Source organism: Rhodobacter sp. NSM (assembly GCF_052244495.1).
Classification (GTDB): domain Bacteria; phylum Pseudomonadota; class Alphaproteobacteria; order Rhodobacterales; family Rhodobacteraceae; genus Cereibacter_A.
Genome location: NZ_JBQPXH010000001.1, coordinates 376,849 through 392,847 on the forward strand (window position 1 = coordinate 376,849; position 15,999 = coordinate 392,847).

The following is a 15,999-nucleotide window of genomic DNA, read 5'->3' on the forward strand; positions in this document are numbered from 1 at the left end:
GGTCGAGGGATCGGCCCAAAGAGGGAACCAAAGCCTCGTCGGTCCTGTTGACCCCACACACTCGACGAGAATGGGGATCAAGGCGTGACGGACAGGGATGGCGAGAGCGGCCGCAAGCGGGCTGCCCGTGCATTGCGCGCTCCGAAAGGACCGGACTCCGAGGTTAAGCGGCCTGGAGCAGTGGGCGAGGCAAGCGCGGCGGCTCCGCGGCGTGCAACGGCACGACGTGGGACTTCCAGCGTGAGGCGCGGTGCGGAGAACGAGCGATTGATGGTGCTTGCGAACTCGCGAGTGGCCATCGAGGGCATCAATCTTGAAATCGACGGAGGGCGCTTCCCTGCGAAGGTCGTGGCCGGCTGGCCTGTGACGGTCGAGGCCGACATCTTCTGCGACGGGCACGACAGCATCGACGCGGCTGTCCTGCATCGCAGGCGCGGGGCCGAGGACTGGACCGAGGTCCGCATGGAGTTCCTCGTCAACGACCGCTGGCGCGCCGAGGTCGTCTTCGCCGAAAACGACGCGCATGAGCTGACGTTCCTCGCGTGGCGCGACCTCTTCGCGTCCTGGCGGAAGGAGGTCGCCAAGAAGCTCGCCGCGGGACAGAACATCCTCCTCGAACTGGAAGAAGGGCGGCGGCTCCTCGAGGCAGTCGAGGCGGCCGAGGGAGAGGACCGCGCGCTGATCGATCGCATCCTGTCAGAGGATGACGAGTCTCAGGACCAGAGTGCGCGCTTCGCCCGGATGAACGCGGCCGAGGTGGTGGCGGCAATGCATCGGTCCGGCCCACGCACCAACCTCACCTGTCACAAGATCCTGCCCATCTTCGCCGATCGGGAAGCCGCTGCGTTTTCGGCCTGGTACGAGATGATGCCGCGTTCGCAGTCGGGCGATCCCGAACGGCACGGCACCTTTGACGATGTCATCGGCAAGCTCGCCTACGTGCGCGACATGGGCTTCGACGTGCTGTACTTCACGCCGATCCATCCGATCGGTCGCGTGAACCGGAAGGGGCGCAACAACTCGCTGACGCCCGAGCCCGGGGATCCCGGCTCACCCTATGCCATCGGCTCGGACGAGGGCGGGCATGATGCCCTTCATCCCGAATTGGGCGATTTCGAGAGCTTCGGCCGGCTGGTCGAAGCGGCCCATGCGCACGGGCTGGAGATCGCGCTCGACTTCGCGATCCAATGCGCTCCGGATCATCCGTGGATCAAGGAGCATCCGGAATGGTTCGACTGGCGGCCCGACGGCACCATCAAGTTCGCGGAAAACCCGCCGAAGAAATACGAGGACATCGTCAACGTCCACTTCTACCGCGGAGCCCTTCCCGAGCTCTGGTATGCCCTGCGCGACGTCGTGCTCTTCTGGGTGGAGAAGGGCGTGAAGATCTTCCGCGTGGACAATCCGCACACCAAGCCCTTCCCCTTCTGGGAATGGATGATCGAGGAAGTGCGTGGCAAGCACCCCGACGTGATCTTCCTCGCCGAGGCGTTCACGCGGCCCAAGGTGATGAAGCGGCTGGGCAAGGTCGGCTACTCGCAGAGCTACTCCTACTTCACCTGGCGCAACACCAAGCACGAGCTGATCGAATACCTTACCGAGCTCACCACCGAGGACTGTAGGCACTACATGCGGCCGAACTTCTTCGCCAACACGCCGGACATCAATCCGGTCTACCTCCAGCACTCGGGCCGGCCCGGCTTCCGCGTGCGGCTGGCGCTGGCTGCGACGCTTGGGGGTAACTACGGCATCTACAACGGCTACGAGATCTGCGATGCGACGCCTGTTCCGGGCAAGGAGGAGTACTTCAACTCCGAGAAATACCAGCTGCGCGCCTGGGACTTCGACCAGCCGGGCAATATTCAGGATGACATCCGGCTGATGAACCACATTCGCCGCAGCCACCCCGCGATGCGCGACTTCACGCGGCTCCGCTTCTACGACGCACACAACGACGCCGTGCTCGCCTATGGCAAGAGCACGCCGGACAAGTCGGACTTCCTGCTTTTCCACGTCAATCTCGATCCGCACAATGCGCAGACCTTCGAATTCGAGGTTCCACTGTGGGAGTTCGGCCTGCCGGATGATGCCTCGGTCGAGGTCGAGGACCTGCTGAACGGCAATCGCTTCACCTGGCACGGCAAGTGGCAGTGGCTCGAACTCGAGCCTCACAGCCGCCCCTATGCCATCTGGCGGCTCTATGCGCCGGGGGTGCCGAGATGAACCAGACCGTGCCCCCCGCGACCGTCGCCGTTCGCCGGACCGACGGGATCGATCGCAGCCAGAGCGACTGGTACAAGGACGCGATCATCTACCAGTTGCACATCAAGGCCTTCCAGGACGCGAATGGCGACGGGATCGGCGATTTCGCCGGCCTCATGCAGCGGCTGGACTACGTGCAGGCGCTGGGCGTGACGGCGATCTGGCTTCTGCCGTTCTATCCCTCGCCGCTGCGCGACGACGGCTATGACATCTCGGATTACCGCTCGATCAACCCGTCCTACGGCGCGATGCGGGACTTCAAGCTCTTCGTGCAGGAGGCGCACAAGCGCGGCCTTCGCGTCATCACCGAGCTTGTCATCAACCACACCTCGGACCAGCATCCCTGGTTCCAGCGGGCCCGGCGGGCGAAGAAGGGATCGGCTGCGCGCGATTGGTATGTCTGGAGCGACACCGACCAGAAATTCCCTGAGACGCGGATCATCTTCCTCGACACCGAGAAGTCGAACTGGACCTGGGATCCGGTGGCGGGGGCCTATTACTGGCACCGCTTCTACTCGCACCAGCCCGACCTGAACTTCGACAATCCGCGCGTCCTCGAGGAAGTGCTGAAGATCATGCGGATGTGGCTCGACATGGGCGTGGACGGGCTGCGGCTCGACGCGATCCCCTACCTGGTGGAACGCGAGGGGACCAACAACGAGAACCTGCCCGAGACCCACGACGTCCTGAAGCGGATCCGCGCTGACCTCGACAGGCATTTCCCCGACCGGATGCTGCTCGCCGAGGCGAACCAGTGGCCCGAGGACACGCGGCCCTATTTCGGCGAGGGCGACGAGTGCCACATGGGCTTCCATTTCCCGCTGATGCCGCGGATGTACATGGCACTGGCGCAGGCCGACCGGCATCCCATTACGGACATCATCCGGCAGACGCCGGAAATTCCGGAAAGCTGCCAATGGGGGATCTTCCTCAGGAACCACGACGAACTGACGCTCGAGATGGTGACGGCCGAGGAGCGCGACTACATGTGGCGCTTCTATGCCGAGGACTCGCGCGCACGGATCAACCTCGGGATCCGGCGCCGGCTTGCGCCCCTGATGAAGAACGACCGCCGGAAGATCGAGCTTCTGAACCAGATGCTCATGTCCATGCCGGGCACGCCCATTGTCTATTACGGCGACGAGATCGGCATGGGCGACAACTACTATCTGGGCGACCGCGACGGCGTCAGGACGCCGATGCAATGGTCGGCGGACCGGAACGGAGGCTTCTCGCGCTGCAATCCCCAGCAGCTCTACCTTCCGACGATTCTTGATCCGGTTTACGGTCATCAGGCGATCAACGTCGAGGCGCAGGCGGCCGATCCATCGTCGCTCCTGAACTGGATGCGGCGGCTGATCGCGGTGCGCAAGCAGCATCCGGCTTTCGGTCGGGGCACGATGAGCCTGCTCTACCCGCGGAACCGGAAGGTCCTGGCCTATGTGCGGGGGCATGAGGGAACCGACATCCTCTGCGTCGCCAACCTGTCGGATACGGCACAGGCGGTCGAACTCGACCTTTCACGGTTCAGGGGATCCGTGCCGGTCGAACTGACGGGCCGGTCTGAATTTCCGCCGGTGGGGGATCTTCCCTACATGCTGACCCTGCCGCCCTATGGCTTCTACTGGTTCGTCCTGTCCGACCACCAGACCCTGCCGAGCTGGCATCAGCCCATGCCCGAGATCCTGCCCGATTTCATCACCCTGACGACCCGCGACGGGCGTGCCGAGACGGCGCTCGCCGGGCGGGAGCGGGGACAGCTGGAGACGGATGTCCTGCCGACCTGGCTGCCGTTGCAGCGGTGGTTCGGGGCCAAGGAAGAGCGGATCACAAGCGTGCGCCTCAGCATCCTCGGCTCCCTGTCCGAGGCTCATGCGCTCGTGCGCCTTGATGCCGAGGTCGGGGGCGAGGCCCAGCAGTATTTCCTCCCCGCCTCGACGCTCTGGGGCGAGGACCAGCTGCGCTCGGGTGCGCCGAAGCTGAGCTTCACGCTTGCGAAGGTCCGGCGCGGGCCGCAGGTCGGGGCCCTGATCGACGGCGCCTACGACGAGCGTATGGCCCAGTCGATGCTGGAGGCGCTGCGGGAAGGACGTCGGCTCAAGGGATCGTCCGGCAGCGTCGTCTTCGAGCCGGGTTCAGGCCTTGCGGATATCGCCGAACCTGGTGAGCCCCGGTATCTGGGGGCGGAGCAGTCGAACATCTCGATCGCCTTCGGCGACCGGATCATCCTCAAGCTCTATCGCCGCCTTCGCTCGGGCGAACAGCCGGACGTGGAGGTCGCGCGCTTCCTGACGGAAGTCGCAGGCTATGCGCATACGCCGCGCTTCCTGGGCGTCGTGAGCCTCCAGCCCGGCGAGGGAGAGGAGGCGACCGTGCTGGCCGCGGCCTTCGCCTTCGTGGCGAACATGGGCGACGCGTGGCGAGGGCTGTTCGATGCGCTGGTGCGCGATCTGGGCGAGTATGGCGCGTGGAGCGGATCCGAGGCGCCGGTGCCCGAGACGGACGGGTTTGCCTTCCCGCTGACCATCGCGGGGCTTCTCGGCCAGCGCACGGCCGAACTGCATCGTGCCTTTGCCGCCGAGACGGACGATCCGGCCTTCCGGATGGAGCCGCTGACGGACGAGCTGCTTTCGCACTGGGCGGAAGCCGCGAAGGGCGAGGCCGAAGCCATGCTTTCGGTGCTCGAGCGGCTGCGTCCCGGATTGCCCGAGGAGGTCCGGCCGCAAGCGGAGGCGCTGCTCGCGCGCCGCGGCGATCTCATGACGCGGCTTGACCGGGTGACCGGCTTCGCGGCGTCCGGCGCGCTGACGCGGATCCACGGCGACTACCATCTGGGCCAGGTGTTGCTGGCGCAGGATGATGTGGCGATCATCGACTTCGAGGGCGAACCGCGCCGAACGCTGGAGGAACGCCGGCAGAAGTCGTCGCCGCTGCGCGACGTGGCGGGCATGCTGCGGTCCTTCGACTATGCAGCCGCGGCGGCGCTCGCCCGCCATTCCGAGAGCTTCGGCCTTCCGGCCGAGCAGGCTGTCGCCCGGGCGGAAGCCTGGCGGCAGCGTGCCGTGGCGGATTTCCTCGCGGCCTACGACGCTGCCGCAGAGGGCGTCGCGAGCCTGCCCGCCGAGGCGGCGCTTCGCGGTGCGCTGCTCGACCTCTTCCTCGTGCAGAAGGCGGTCTACGAGACCTCCTATGAACTGGGCAGCCGGCCCGCCTGGGTCGGTATCCCGCTGCGCGGCCTACTGGAACTGCTGGACAGGGAACCTGCATGAACGTGACACCGAAGCCCGATGAGCTCGTCCCGGAAAGCGACGTGGCCTCCATCATGCGCGGGACGCACGGAGACCCCTTCGCCGTCCTCGGAATGCACGGAGGCGACGGCAAGCCGCTTTCCGTTCGTGTCTTTGCTCCGCAGGCGGCGGAAGTGAAGGTGCTGGACGGATCGGGGCAACCGGTGGCGACCCTCGAGCGCATCGGCGCCGAGGGCTTCTTCGCCGGCCCGGTGCCGGGCGAGGCCCGGTTCCGCTATCGTCTGCATTTCTCGTCCGGGCCGCATGAGTGGGAGGCGGAGGACCCATATCGCTTCCCGGCCGTGCTGGGCGAACTCGACGAATACCTGCTCGGCGAGGGACAGCACACCAAGCTCTACACCCGCCTCGGCGCCCATCCTGCGACGATCGACGGTGTCGACGGCGTGAGCTTTGCCGTCTGGGCGCCCAACGCGAAGCGCGTGTCGGTCGTGGGCGGCTTCAACGCCTGGGACGGGCGGCGGCACCCGATGCGCAAGCGGATCGGGGTCGGTGTCTGGGAACTCTTCATCCCGGGACTGCACAGGGGCGACTTCTACAAGTACGAGATCCTCGGCCCGTCCGGCGAGCGTCTGCCGCTGAAATCCGACCCGCTGTCCTTCGCGCAGGAGGCACCGCCCGCGACCGCCTCGATGGTGCACGGGCTGCCCGAGGCCGAGTGGCACGACGCCGGATGGATGCAGGAACGGACGAGCCGGCAGGACCGCGCCGCTCCGATCTCGATCTACGAGGTGCATGCCGGGTCCTGGAGGCAGGGGCTCGACTACGACGCTCTGGGCGAGCAGCTGTCCTCCTACGTGCGCGAGATGGGCTTCACCCATGTCGAGTTCCTTCCGATCAGCGAGCATCCCTTTACGGGATCCTGGGGCTACCAGCCCATCGGCCTCTTTGCACCGACGGCGCGCTTCGGCCCGCCCGAGGGCTTCGCGCGGCTGGTCGACCGGCTTCACCGCGACGGGATCGGCGTGATCCTCGACTGGGTTCCGGCGCATTTTCCGTCGGATGCGCATGGGCTCGCGAATTTCGACGGCACGCATCTCTATGACCATGCCGATCCGCGGCAGGGCTTCCACCGCGACTGGAACACCCAGATCTACAATTTCGGTCGGCAGGAGGTGTCGAACTTCCTGCAAGCCTCGGCACTGTTCTGGCTGGACCGCTACCATGTCGATGCGCTCCGGGTCGATGCGGTGGCCTCGATGCTCTACCTGGACTACTCGCGGAACGAGGGCGAATGGGTGCCGAACCGGCATGGGGGACGCGAGAACCTCGAGGCGATAGACTTCCTGCGCGCCGTGAACGAGCGCGTCCGGCAGGACCATCCGGGGTGCATCACGATCGCCGAGGAATCCACGGCCTTCCCGCAGGTGAGCCGCCCTGTCGGCGACGGCGGGCTCGGCTTCGGCTTCAAGTGGAACATGGGCTGGATGCACGACACGCTGGGCTATTTCCGGCGCGATCCGATCCACCGGAAGCACCACCAGAACGACCTGACCTTCGGCATGGTCTATGCCTATTCCGAGGATTTCGTGCTTCCGCTGAGCCACGACGAGGTCGTGCATGGGAAAGGGTCGCTCATCGGGCAGATGGCGGGCGACCGCTGGCAGAAGTTCGCGAACCTCCGCGCCTATTTCGGCTTCATGTGGGCCCATCCCGGCAAGAAGCTCCTGTTCATGGGCTGCGAGTTCGGACAGGAGCGCGAGTGGAACCATGATGCCTCTCTCGACTGGCACCTGCTGGACGATCCGGCCCATTCGGGGCTGAAGCGTCTGGTCGCCGACCTGAACCGCGAATACCGAAGGCAGCCCGCGCTGCACCGGATGGACTGCGATCCGGAGGGCTTCGAGTGGGTGGACGCAGGCGACACCGAAAACAGCGTGCTGAGCTTCCTGCGCAAGGCGCCCGGCGAGAAGCCCGTGCTTGCGGTGTGCAACCTGACGCCTGTGGTGCGATCCGACTACCGGATCGGCGTGCCGGAAGGCGGCGAGTGGCGCGAGATCCTGAATTCCGATGCCGGCATCTATGGCGGATCGGATGTCGGCAATCCCGGCACGCTGCATGCCGAGGAGCACGCGTGGCACGGCCGCTCCCACTCCCTGCGCCTGACGCTGCCGCCTCTTGCGACGATCCTGGTCATGCCTGCATGAGCTTCGCGCTGCTGGAGGGCAGTCCGTTTCCGCTCGGGGCAACCTGGGACGGGTCGGGCACCAACTTCGCCATCTTCTCGGCCAATGCACGCAGGGTGGAGCTCTGCCTCTTCGACGCGCGCGGGCGGCGCGAGATCGCCCGCGTGCCGCTGCCGGAACACACGCACGAGGTCTGGCACGGTTATCTGCCCGAGGTGCGGCCGGGGCAACTCTACGGCTACCGGGTCCACGGACCCTACGAGCCGCAGGCGGGGCTGCGCTTCAATCCCAACAAGCTGCTGATCGATCCCTATGCGCTGATGCTGCAGGGCGAGGTCGTCTGGCACGATGCGGTCTTCGGCTACCGGATGGGCCATGCGCGCGGCGACCTCTCGTTCGACCGGCGCGACTCGGCCTTCGTCATGCCGAAATGCGTCGTCGTCGATCCGGCCGTGACATGGGGGCCGGACTATCCCCCGAACACGCCCTGGGCCGAGACGATCATCTACGAGGCCCATGTGAAGGGGATGACCGCGCTCAATCCCGCCATCCCCGACCGGGTGCGGGGGTCCTTCGCGGCGCTGGCCGATCCGCGGGCCATCGACCATCTGGTGAAGCTCGGCGTGACGGCCATCGAGCTCATGCCCACGCAGGCCTTCTTCGACGACCGCTACCTGATCGAGAAGGGGCTGACGAACTACTGGGGCTACAACACCATCGGCTTCTTCGCGCCGGCCACGCGCTACATCTCGCCCGGTGGCGGGGTGCATGAATTCAAGCTGATGGTGCGCCGGCTGCATGAGGCCGGGATCGAGGTGATCCTCGACGTGGTCTACAACCACACGGCCGAGGGCAACCACCTCGGGCCCACGCTCTCCTTCAAGGGGATCGACAACTCCAGCTACTACATGCTGGGCGACGATCCGCGCTATTACTACGACACGACGGGTTGCGGGAACACGGTGAACCTCGGGCACCAGAGGGTGCTGCAGATGGTGATGGACTCCTTGCGCTACTGGGTCGAGGCCTGCCATGTCGACGGTTTCCGCTTCGACCTTGCCACCTCGCTCGGACGTGACCGGCAGGGGTTCAACCCGAACGCGGTCTTCCTCGATGCGGTGCGCCAGGATCCGGTGCTGGGGCGCGTGAAGCTCATCGCCGAGCCGTGGGATACGGGTCATGTCGGCTATCAGCTGGGCAATTTTCCCCCGGGCTGGGCGGAGTGGAACGACCAGTATCGCGACACGGTGCGCTCCTACTGGAAGGGCGACGAGGGCGAATTGCCGGGGCTCGCTTCCCATCTTCTGGGCTCGGCGGGTCTTTTCGACCGGCGCGGGCGACGGCCCTGGGCCAGCGTCAACTTCGTCACGGCGCATGACGGGTTCACCCTCGCCGACACGGTCTCCTTCAACGACAAGCACAACGAGGCGAACCACGAGGAGAACCGCGACGGCCATTCCGACAACCGCAGCTGGAACTGCGGCGAGGAGGGGCTCACGGAGGACGAGGAGGTGCTGGACCTCCGCGACCGGATGCGCCGGGCAATGATGGCGACGCTGCTGATCTCGCAGGGCACGCCGATGATCCTGATGGGCGACGAGGTGGGGCGCAGCCAGGGCGGCAACAACAACGCCTATTGCCAGGACAACGAAATGAACTGGCTGAAGCTGGAGGATCCGTCGGAGCGCGACGCGGCCTTCCTCGACTTCACGCGCCGGCTGATCGCCCTGCGCAAGAGCCGCCCGCTTTTCCGCAAGGCGTCGTTCCTGCACAAGGCCTCCGTCGGGAAGGAGCCGGTGGAAGTCGCCTGGTTGCGCCCGGACGGGGGCGTCATGTCGTCCGACGACTGGCACAATCCGGCCGCCCGCACGCTCGGCCTGCTGATCCGGAACCGGCCCGCGGTGCTCGCGCTTTTCAACAGCCATTACGAGGAGGTGCCCTTCGCCCTGCCGCATTGCGACGGCTGGTGGAGGCTCATCCTCGACACCGTCGCCGGTCGGGTGCCGGAGCGGCCGCAGCCCGTGAGGGCGGCAGGTTTCGCGGTTCCGCCGAGGGGTCTTATCGTGCTGGAGGAATGTCATGAGTAGCTGGGCCTGGGGGCCGAGGATCGAGAACGGCACAGGGCACTTCCGGCTCTGGGCGCCGTTGCAGGAAACGCTGATGCTGCGCCTGAACGGACAGGACCACCCGATGGAGCGGACCTCCGACGGCTGGTTCGAGGCGCGCGTCCCGGCCGCCGCCGGCATGGAATACGGCTTCGTGCTGGCAGGGGGTCTGGTGGTGCCGGATCCGGCGGCGCGGGCGCAGGCGGGGGACGTGCACGGCCTCTCGAAGCTGGTGGATCCGGCCTTCGACTGGCGGAACGACTGGAAGGGCCGTCCCTGGGCCGAGACCGTGGTGATGGAACTGCACGTCGGGACGTTCACACCCGAAGGCACCTTCCGCGCCGCGATGGACCATCTTTCGCATCTGGCCGAGATCGGCGTCACGATGATCGAACTCATGCCCGTCGCGCAGTTCGCGGGCAATCGCGGCTGGGGTTACGACGGGGTTCTGCTCTACGCGCCGCATCCGGCCTATGGCACGCCCGAGGATCTGAAGGCGCTGGTCGACGCCGCGCATGGGCTGGGGCTGAGCGTCGTGCTGGACGTCGTCTACAACCACTTCGGCCCCGAAGGGAACTACATCGGGGCCTATGCGCCCGACTTCTTCGACCCCGAGCGGCACACGCCCTGGGGCAATGCCATCGCCTATCATCTTCCGCCGGTGCGGCGCTTCTTCATCGACAACGCGCTCTACTGGTTGACCGAGTTCCGCTTCGACGGGCTGCGGATCGATGCGGCCGACCACATCCGCGATCCGGAATCCGATCCGGAAGTGCTCGTCGATCTGGCCCGCACCATCCGCGAGGCCATCTCGGACCGGCCGATCCACCTCACCACCGAGGACAACCGCAACATCACGCGCCTTCACGAGCGGGGTCCGGAGGGCGAGATCACGCTGCACACGGCCGAGTGGAACGACGACCTCCACAACGTCGCGCATGTGCTGCTGACCGGCGAGACCGAGGGCTACTACTGCGACTTCGTCAAGGATCACTGGAAGAAATACGCGCGCTCGCTGGCCGAGGGCTTCGTCTATCAGGGAGAGCATTCCGAGCACGAAGGCGCGCCGCGGGGGAAGCCCTCCGGTCATTTGCCGCCGACGGCCTTCGTCGATTTCCTGCAGAACCACGACCAGATCGGCAACCGAGCCTTCGGCGAGCGGCTGACGACGCTGGCGCCCGAGGCGCGGCTGCGCGGATTGATGGCGATCCTGCTGCTGTCGCCGCATGTGCCGCTCCTGTTCATGGGCGAGGAATGGGGCGAGACGCGGCCCTTCACCTTCTTCACGGATTTCCACGGCGAGCTTGCCGACGCGGTCCGCGATGGCCGTCGCCGGGAATTCGCGCATTTCTCGGCCTTCCAGCACCTCGACCTTGCCCGCACCGTTCCGGATCCCAACGCCGAGGGAACCTTCCTGTCGTCCAAGCTCGACTGGCTCCATCGCGAGACCGAGCGGGGCCGCTCCTGGCTTGCCTTCGTGAAGGAGCTGCTCGCCATCCGGGCGCGCGAGATCGTGCCACATCTGCATGCAGCACCGGGCAACGGCGGCCGGGTGGTTGCGGTTTCCGACGATCAGGTGTCGGTGGACTGGCAGCTCGACGGGGCGATCCTGCGGCTGCGCGCGAACCTCGATGACCGGCCGCAGGACTTGCCCGGTGCGGCGGGGCGTGTGATCCATGCCTCACCGGGGGCCGTCCCCGGCCAGCCGGTGCCGCCGTGTTCGGTGCTGGTCACGCTCGAGGAGACCGCATGACCGAGACTATCGAGGACAGGGCCGCAGCCTTTGCCATCCAGCCCGGCTATCACGCGCTTGGCGGCGCCTATGTAAGCCCGCCCGCCGAGACGCTTCTCGCGTTGCTGACTGCCTTCGGCATTCCGGCGGAAGGACCGCCGCCCCGTGCAGCGCCGCCCGAGATGCGGGCGCCGGAGGGAGAGCCGTGCTTTCTGCCCGAGGGCGGGATGCGGCTGTGGGGGATAGCGGCGCAGCTCTACCAGATCCGCTCGGCGCGGAACTGGGGTATCGGCGACTTCGCCGATCTCTGCGAGCTTGCGCGGATTGCCGGTGCATGCGGGGCCGACTTCATCGGGCTGAACCCGCTGCACGCGCTGTTCCTCGCCAATCCTTCCCATACCAGCCCGTTCTCGCCGTCGAACCGGCGCTTCCTCAACCCGCTCTACATCGCCGTGGACCGGTTGCCCGGCTACCACCACGCGCTCCGCCCCGAGAACCTGTCGACGCTGCAGGAGCCGGATCTGGTGGACTATCCCGCTGTCGCGGCGGCGAAGATCGGTGCCCTGCGCAGGCTCTGGCTCGAGGGGCCGGACGATCCGGTCGCCTTCGACCGTTTCTGCGCAGTGGAAGGAGATCTGTTGCGCCGCCACGCTCTCTTCGAGGCGATCTCGGCCCGGATGGCGGCCGAGGGACATGGCGCAGGCTGGCGCGGCTGGCCCGAGGAGTATCATGACCCCAGCAGCCCCGCCGTGACCGCCTTCGCGGACGCGCATGCCGAGGATGTCGGGTTCCACCTGTGGCTGCAATGGATCGCCGACCGGCAGCTTGGCGAGGCGCGGGACGCCTGCCGCAAGGCGGGGATGAAGATCGGCCTCTACCTCGACTTCGCCGTGGGCGAAGTGCCCGATGGATCGAGCACCTGGTCCGACCCGAGTCTTGCGGTGCCGGGGCTCCGGATCGGGGCCTCGCCCGACTGGTTCAACGCGCAGGGCCAGGACTGGGGCCTCGCGCCGCTGTCGCCGGTGAAGCTTGCCGATCTGCGTGCGGCGCCTTTCGGCGCGCTGATGCAGGACGCGACGCGACGCGCCGGCGCGCTCCGGATCGACCACGCCATGGGGGTCTGGCAGCTCTTCCTGATCCCCGACGGCATGACCGCACCGGAGGGCACCTATGCCCGCTATCCGATCGAGGACATGTTGCGCGAACTGGCCGCGGCCTCGCGCCGGAACCGCACCATCATCATCGGCGAGGATCTCGGCAATGTGCCGGACGGCTTCAGGGACGTCATGGCACAGATGAACATCCTCTCGTATCGGATCCTGCTCTTCGAGCGCCACGACCACGGCTACATCGCGCCCGAACACTATCCGCAAGAAGCGCTGGTCTGCCTCTCGACGCATGATCTTCCGACGTTCCGCGGCTGGTGGCGGGGCGACGACGTGGTGATCCGCCGCGACTTCCGCTTGATCTCGGAAGAGGCGGCGCGCCATCAGGCCGACTTCCGCTGGACCGAGCGGCGCCAGCTTCTGGAGGATCTGGCCCGGGCCGGGCTTCTGGGGTGGGACGAGATCGACCGGATCGGCCCGGAGGATCCTCCGGAAGCGCTCGTGGTGGCGGTGCATCGCCATCTCGCCCGCACACCGTCGCGACTCTTCGCGGTGCGGATCGAGGATCTGGCGGGCGAAGTGGCGCCCGTCAACGTGCCGTCCACCGTGGACGAACATCCGAACTGGCGGCGCCGGCTCGGCGTGCCGCTGGAGGATCTGGCAGACACGGCTCTTTTCCGCAACATCGCCGGCGCACTCGCCGCCGAGCGACCGAGGGATCCTTCATGACCGTCCGCGCGACCTACCGCATCCAGTTCACCTCCGACTTCCGCTTTCCGGATGCGGCGAGGCTCGCGCCCTATTTCGCGACGCTGGGGATCAGTCACCTCTATGCGTCGCCGATCCTTGCCGCACGCGAGGGCTCGACGCATGGCTATGACGGGGTCCACTACAGCCTGATCAGCCCGGAGCTGGGCGGCGAAGAGGAGTTCCGCGCCATGGCGGCCGCGTTCCGCGAGCACGGGATCGGGGTGATCGTGGACTTCGTGCCCAACCACATGGGTGTCGGGGGGGCGGACAACGTCTTCTGGCTCTCGGTTCTGGAATGGGGGCGGCAGAGCCCCGTCGCGGGGTGGTTCGACATCGACTGGGCGAGCCCTACACCGGGGCTCGCCGGCAAGGTACTGGTGCCCTTCCTCGGGGATCAGTATGGCGAGGTTCTGGCCCAGGGAGAGCTGGACCTGCGCTACGATGCCGACCGGGGCGCCTTTGCGGTCTGGGCGCACGACACGCACAAGTTGCCGGTGTGTCCGCAGACCTATGCGATGATCCTCAGGGCGGCGCCGGGCTTCGAGGAACTCGCGGCCCGCTTCGAGGCGGCGGGCGAGGCCGATCCTTCGGATCCCGTCTGGCCCGACCTTCGCCAGCGTCTGCGCGAGGTCGATCCCTCGGCGGCGGTCGCCGCCTTTCGCGGGACGCCCGGTGATCTCGAAAGCTGGGCCGCGCTCGACCGGCTGGCCGAGGCGCAGAACTGGCGGGCGGCCAAGTTCTCGATGGACAGCGATGCGATCAACTACCGCCGCTTCTTCACCATGAGCGACCTGGCCGGCGTCCGGGTGGAGAAGGCCGAGGTCTTCGCAGGCGTGCACCGTCTGATCCTGCGGCTGATGGAGGAGGGCGTGGTCGACGGGATCCGCATCGACCACATCGACGGCCTGGTGGATCCCAAGGGCTACTGCCTGCGCCTGCGCCAGTCGCTGGACCGGCCGTTCCCGCTCTATGTCGAGAAGATCCTCGCCCCGGACGAGCAGCTGCCGGCGAGCTGGCGGGCTGACGGAACCACGGGCTACGAATTTTCCAACCTCGCGGTGGGGCTGCTGGTCGATCCCGCAGGCGAGGAGGCCTTGACGCGGGTCCATGCCGAATTCACCGGCCAGACGAACGCGCCCGAGGATGTGGTGCATCAGGCGAAGCTGGAGATCATGGCGCAGCCGATGGCGGCAGAGCTCGAGAACCTGTCGGACCGGCTGCTGGCGCTGGTCGCGGACGATCCGCGCCGCCGCGACTTCGGCCGCGCGGCGGTGCGATCGGGCCTTTCGCAGGTGATCGCGGCGCTCGATGTCTATCGCACCTACGTCGACCGCGACGGCATTGCGGACAGCGACCGAGGGCGGGTCGAGGCGGCGGTGGAGCGCGCGAAGGCGCGGGCGCCCGAGGTCGATCCGGGCATCTACGACTTCATTTCCGCGGTGATGACGCTGGATCTGGCCGGGGAGCAGCCCGAGAAGCTCGACGAGATCCTGACCCTCGTGATGCGGTTGCAGCAGTTCACCGGGCCGGTGATGGCGAAGGGTCTCGAGGACCGGGCGCTCTACCGCTACTCGCGGCTGATCGCGCTGAACGAGGTAGGCAGCGAGCCGGGCCAGTTCGGGGTGAGCCTCGAGGCCTTTCATGCGGCCAACCGCGACCGGCTGGAGCGCGAGCCGGGGGGAATGCTGACGACCTCCACCCATGACACGAAGCGCGGCGAGGACGCGCGGATGCGGATCGCGGCGATCAGCGGCCATGTCGAGGCATGGGCCGCGAAGGTCGAGGAATGGCACGGGCTGCTGGCCTCGGACGAGCAGCCGGTGGACCGGAACGAGGAGTATTTCTTCTACCAGCTCCTGCTGGGCGTCTGGCCGATGGACTGGACGACCGCGCCGAAGACGGACGAGCTTTCGGCACTGCGCGAGCGGATCGAGGCCGGCATGATGAAGTCGATCCGCGAGGCCGCGGTCAACAGCCGCTGGGTCTTCGGGAACGAGGACTACGAGGCGGCCTTCTGCGCCTTCATCGGCCGGGCGCTGGGGTCGCCGGACAGCGACTTCCTGCGCTCGTTCCTGGACTTTCATGCGCAGATTGCGGCCGGGGCCGAGGCGAACATCCTTGTGCAGACGGTATTGAAGCTGACGGTTCCGGGGATGCCCGACACCTATCAGGGCGCCGAACTCTGGGAGCAGAGCCTCGTCGATCCCGACAACCGCCGTCCGGTGGATTTCGCGCTTCGCGAACGGCTGGCTTCGGAAACAAGGGAGACGGCGCCTGCGGATGTGACCTCGCACGAGGGGGCTGCGAAGCTCGCCCTGACGGCTGCTCTCCTGCGGCTTCGGTCCGATCTGCCGGACCTTTTCGCCCGGGGCAGCTATGAGCCGCTGGAGGCGGGAGAGGGCATCTGCGCCTTCCTGCGCGAGGCGGAAGATGCCCGGATGCTGGTCGCCTGCCGGTTGAACCGGAGCGGGAACCACGAGGCAGCGCTTCCGCTGCCGGAGGGACGCTGGCAGGACCTGGTGACAGGCCGGGAAGCTGCGGGCGAACTGCGCTTCGGTCGGCTGCCCGTGGCCGTGCTGGTGGCGCGTGAGGCCGCGACGCCGGGATCCTGAC

The 15,999-nt window shown here is 67.0% G+C and carries 7 protein-coding genes; all 7 read left to right on the forward strand.

Annotation, left to right across the window (positions count from 1 at the left end; all coding sequences use genetic code 11):
• The first annotated feature begins 270 nt into the window (after positions 1-270).
• Genes ACTVZP_RS01780 through ACTVZP_RS01810 form a run of 7 tightly spaced genes read left to right on the forward strand, consistent with a single transcriptional unit; the run spans position 271 to position 15,998 of the window.
• Positions 271-2,223, forward strand: coding sequence for an alpha-1,4-glucan--maltose-1-phosphate maltosyltransferase (locus ACTVZP_RS01780; RefSeq protein ID WP_443210362.1), 1,953 nt, complete (start codon positions 271-273; stop codon positions 2,221-2,223).
• Positions 2,220-5,531: a maltose alpha-D-glucosyltransferase gene (gene treS, locus ACTVZP_RS01785; protein WP_443210363.1), complete on the forward strand. Its 3,312-nt coding sequence runs from the start codon at positions 2,220-2,222 to the stop codon at positions 5,529-5,531. The genes ACTVZP_RS01780 and treS overlap by 4 nt, the downstream gene beginning before the upstream one ends.
• Positions 5,528-7,714 carry a 1,4-alpha-glucan branching protein GlgB gene (gene glgB, locus ACTVZP_RS01790; protein WP_443210364.1) on the forward strand — a complete coding sequence of 729 codons (2,187 nt, stop codon included), beginning with the start codon at positions 5,528-5,530 and terminating at the stop codon, positions 7,712-7,714. Before treS ends, glgB begins: the two co-directional genes overlap by 4 nt.
• Complete coding sequence (gene glgX, locus ACTVZP_RS01795) at positions 7,711-9,780, forward strand: glycogen debranching protein GlgX (protein WP_443210365.1); 2,070 nt, start codon at positions 7,711-7,713, stop codon at positions 9,778-9,780. Before glgB ends, glgX begins: the two co-directional genes overlap by 4 nt.
• Positions 9,773-11,551 (forward strand): malto-oligosyltrehalose trehalohydrolase, encoded by a 1,779-nt coding sequence (gene treZ, locus ACTVZP_RS01800; RefSeq protein ID WP_443210366.1) that lies wholly within the window; start codon positions 9,773-9,775, stop codon positions 11,549-11,551. The genes glgX and treZ overlap by 8 nt, the downstream gene beginning before the upstream one ends.
• Complete coding sequence (gene malQ / locus ACTVZP_RS01805; RefSeq protein WP_443210367.1) at positions 11,548-13,365, forward strand: 4-alpha-glucanotransferase; 1,818 nt, start codon at positions 11,548-11,550, stop codon at positions 13,363-13,365. Before treZ ends, malQ begins: the two co-directional genes overlap by 4 nt.
• A complete protein-coding gene (locus ACTVZP_RS01810) occupies positions 13,362-15,998 on the forward strand; it encodes a malto-oligosyltrehalose synthase (RefSeq protein WP_443210368.1) in 2,637 nt (878 codons plus the stop codon). The genes malQ and ACTVZP_RS01810 overlap by 4 nt, the downstream gene beginning before the upstream one ends.
• Position 15,999: the final 1 nt, after the last annotated feature.

Bases quoted from the DNA above. Each gene is read 5' to 3' on its own strand.
- ACTVZP_RS01780 (WP_443210362.1), top strand. From the start codon at position 271: ATGGTGCTTGCGAACTCGCGAGTGGCCATCGAGGGCATCAATCTTGAA.
- treS (WP_443210363.1), top strand. From the start codon at position 2,220: ATGAACCAGACCGTGCCCCCCGCGACCGTCGCCGTTCGCCGGACCGAC.
- glgB (WP_443210364.1), top strand. From the start codon at position 5,528: ATGAACGTGACACCGAAGCCCGATGAGCTCGTCCCGGAAAGCGACGTG.
- glgX (WP_443210365.1), top strand. From the start codon at position 7,711: ATGAGCTTCGCGCTGCTGGAGGGCAGTCCGTTTCCGCTCGGGGCAACC.
- treZ (WP_443210366.1), top strand. From the start codon at position 9,773: ATGAGTAGCTGGGCCTGGGGGCCGAGGATCGAGAACGGCACAGGGCAC.
- malQ (WP_443210367.1), top strand. From the start codon at position 11,548: ATGACCGAGACTATCGAGGACAGGGCCGCAGCCTTTGCCATCCAGCCC.
- ACTVZP_RS01810 (WP_443210368.1), top strand. From the start codon at position 13,362: ATGACCGTCCGCGCGACCTACCGCATCCAGTTCACCTCCGACTTCCGC.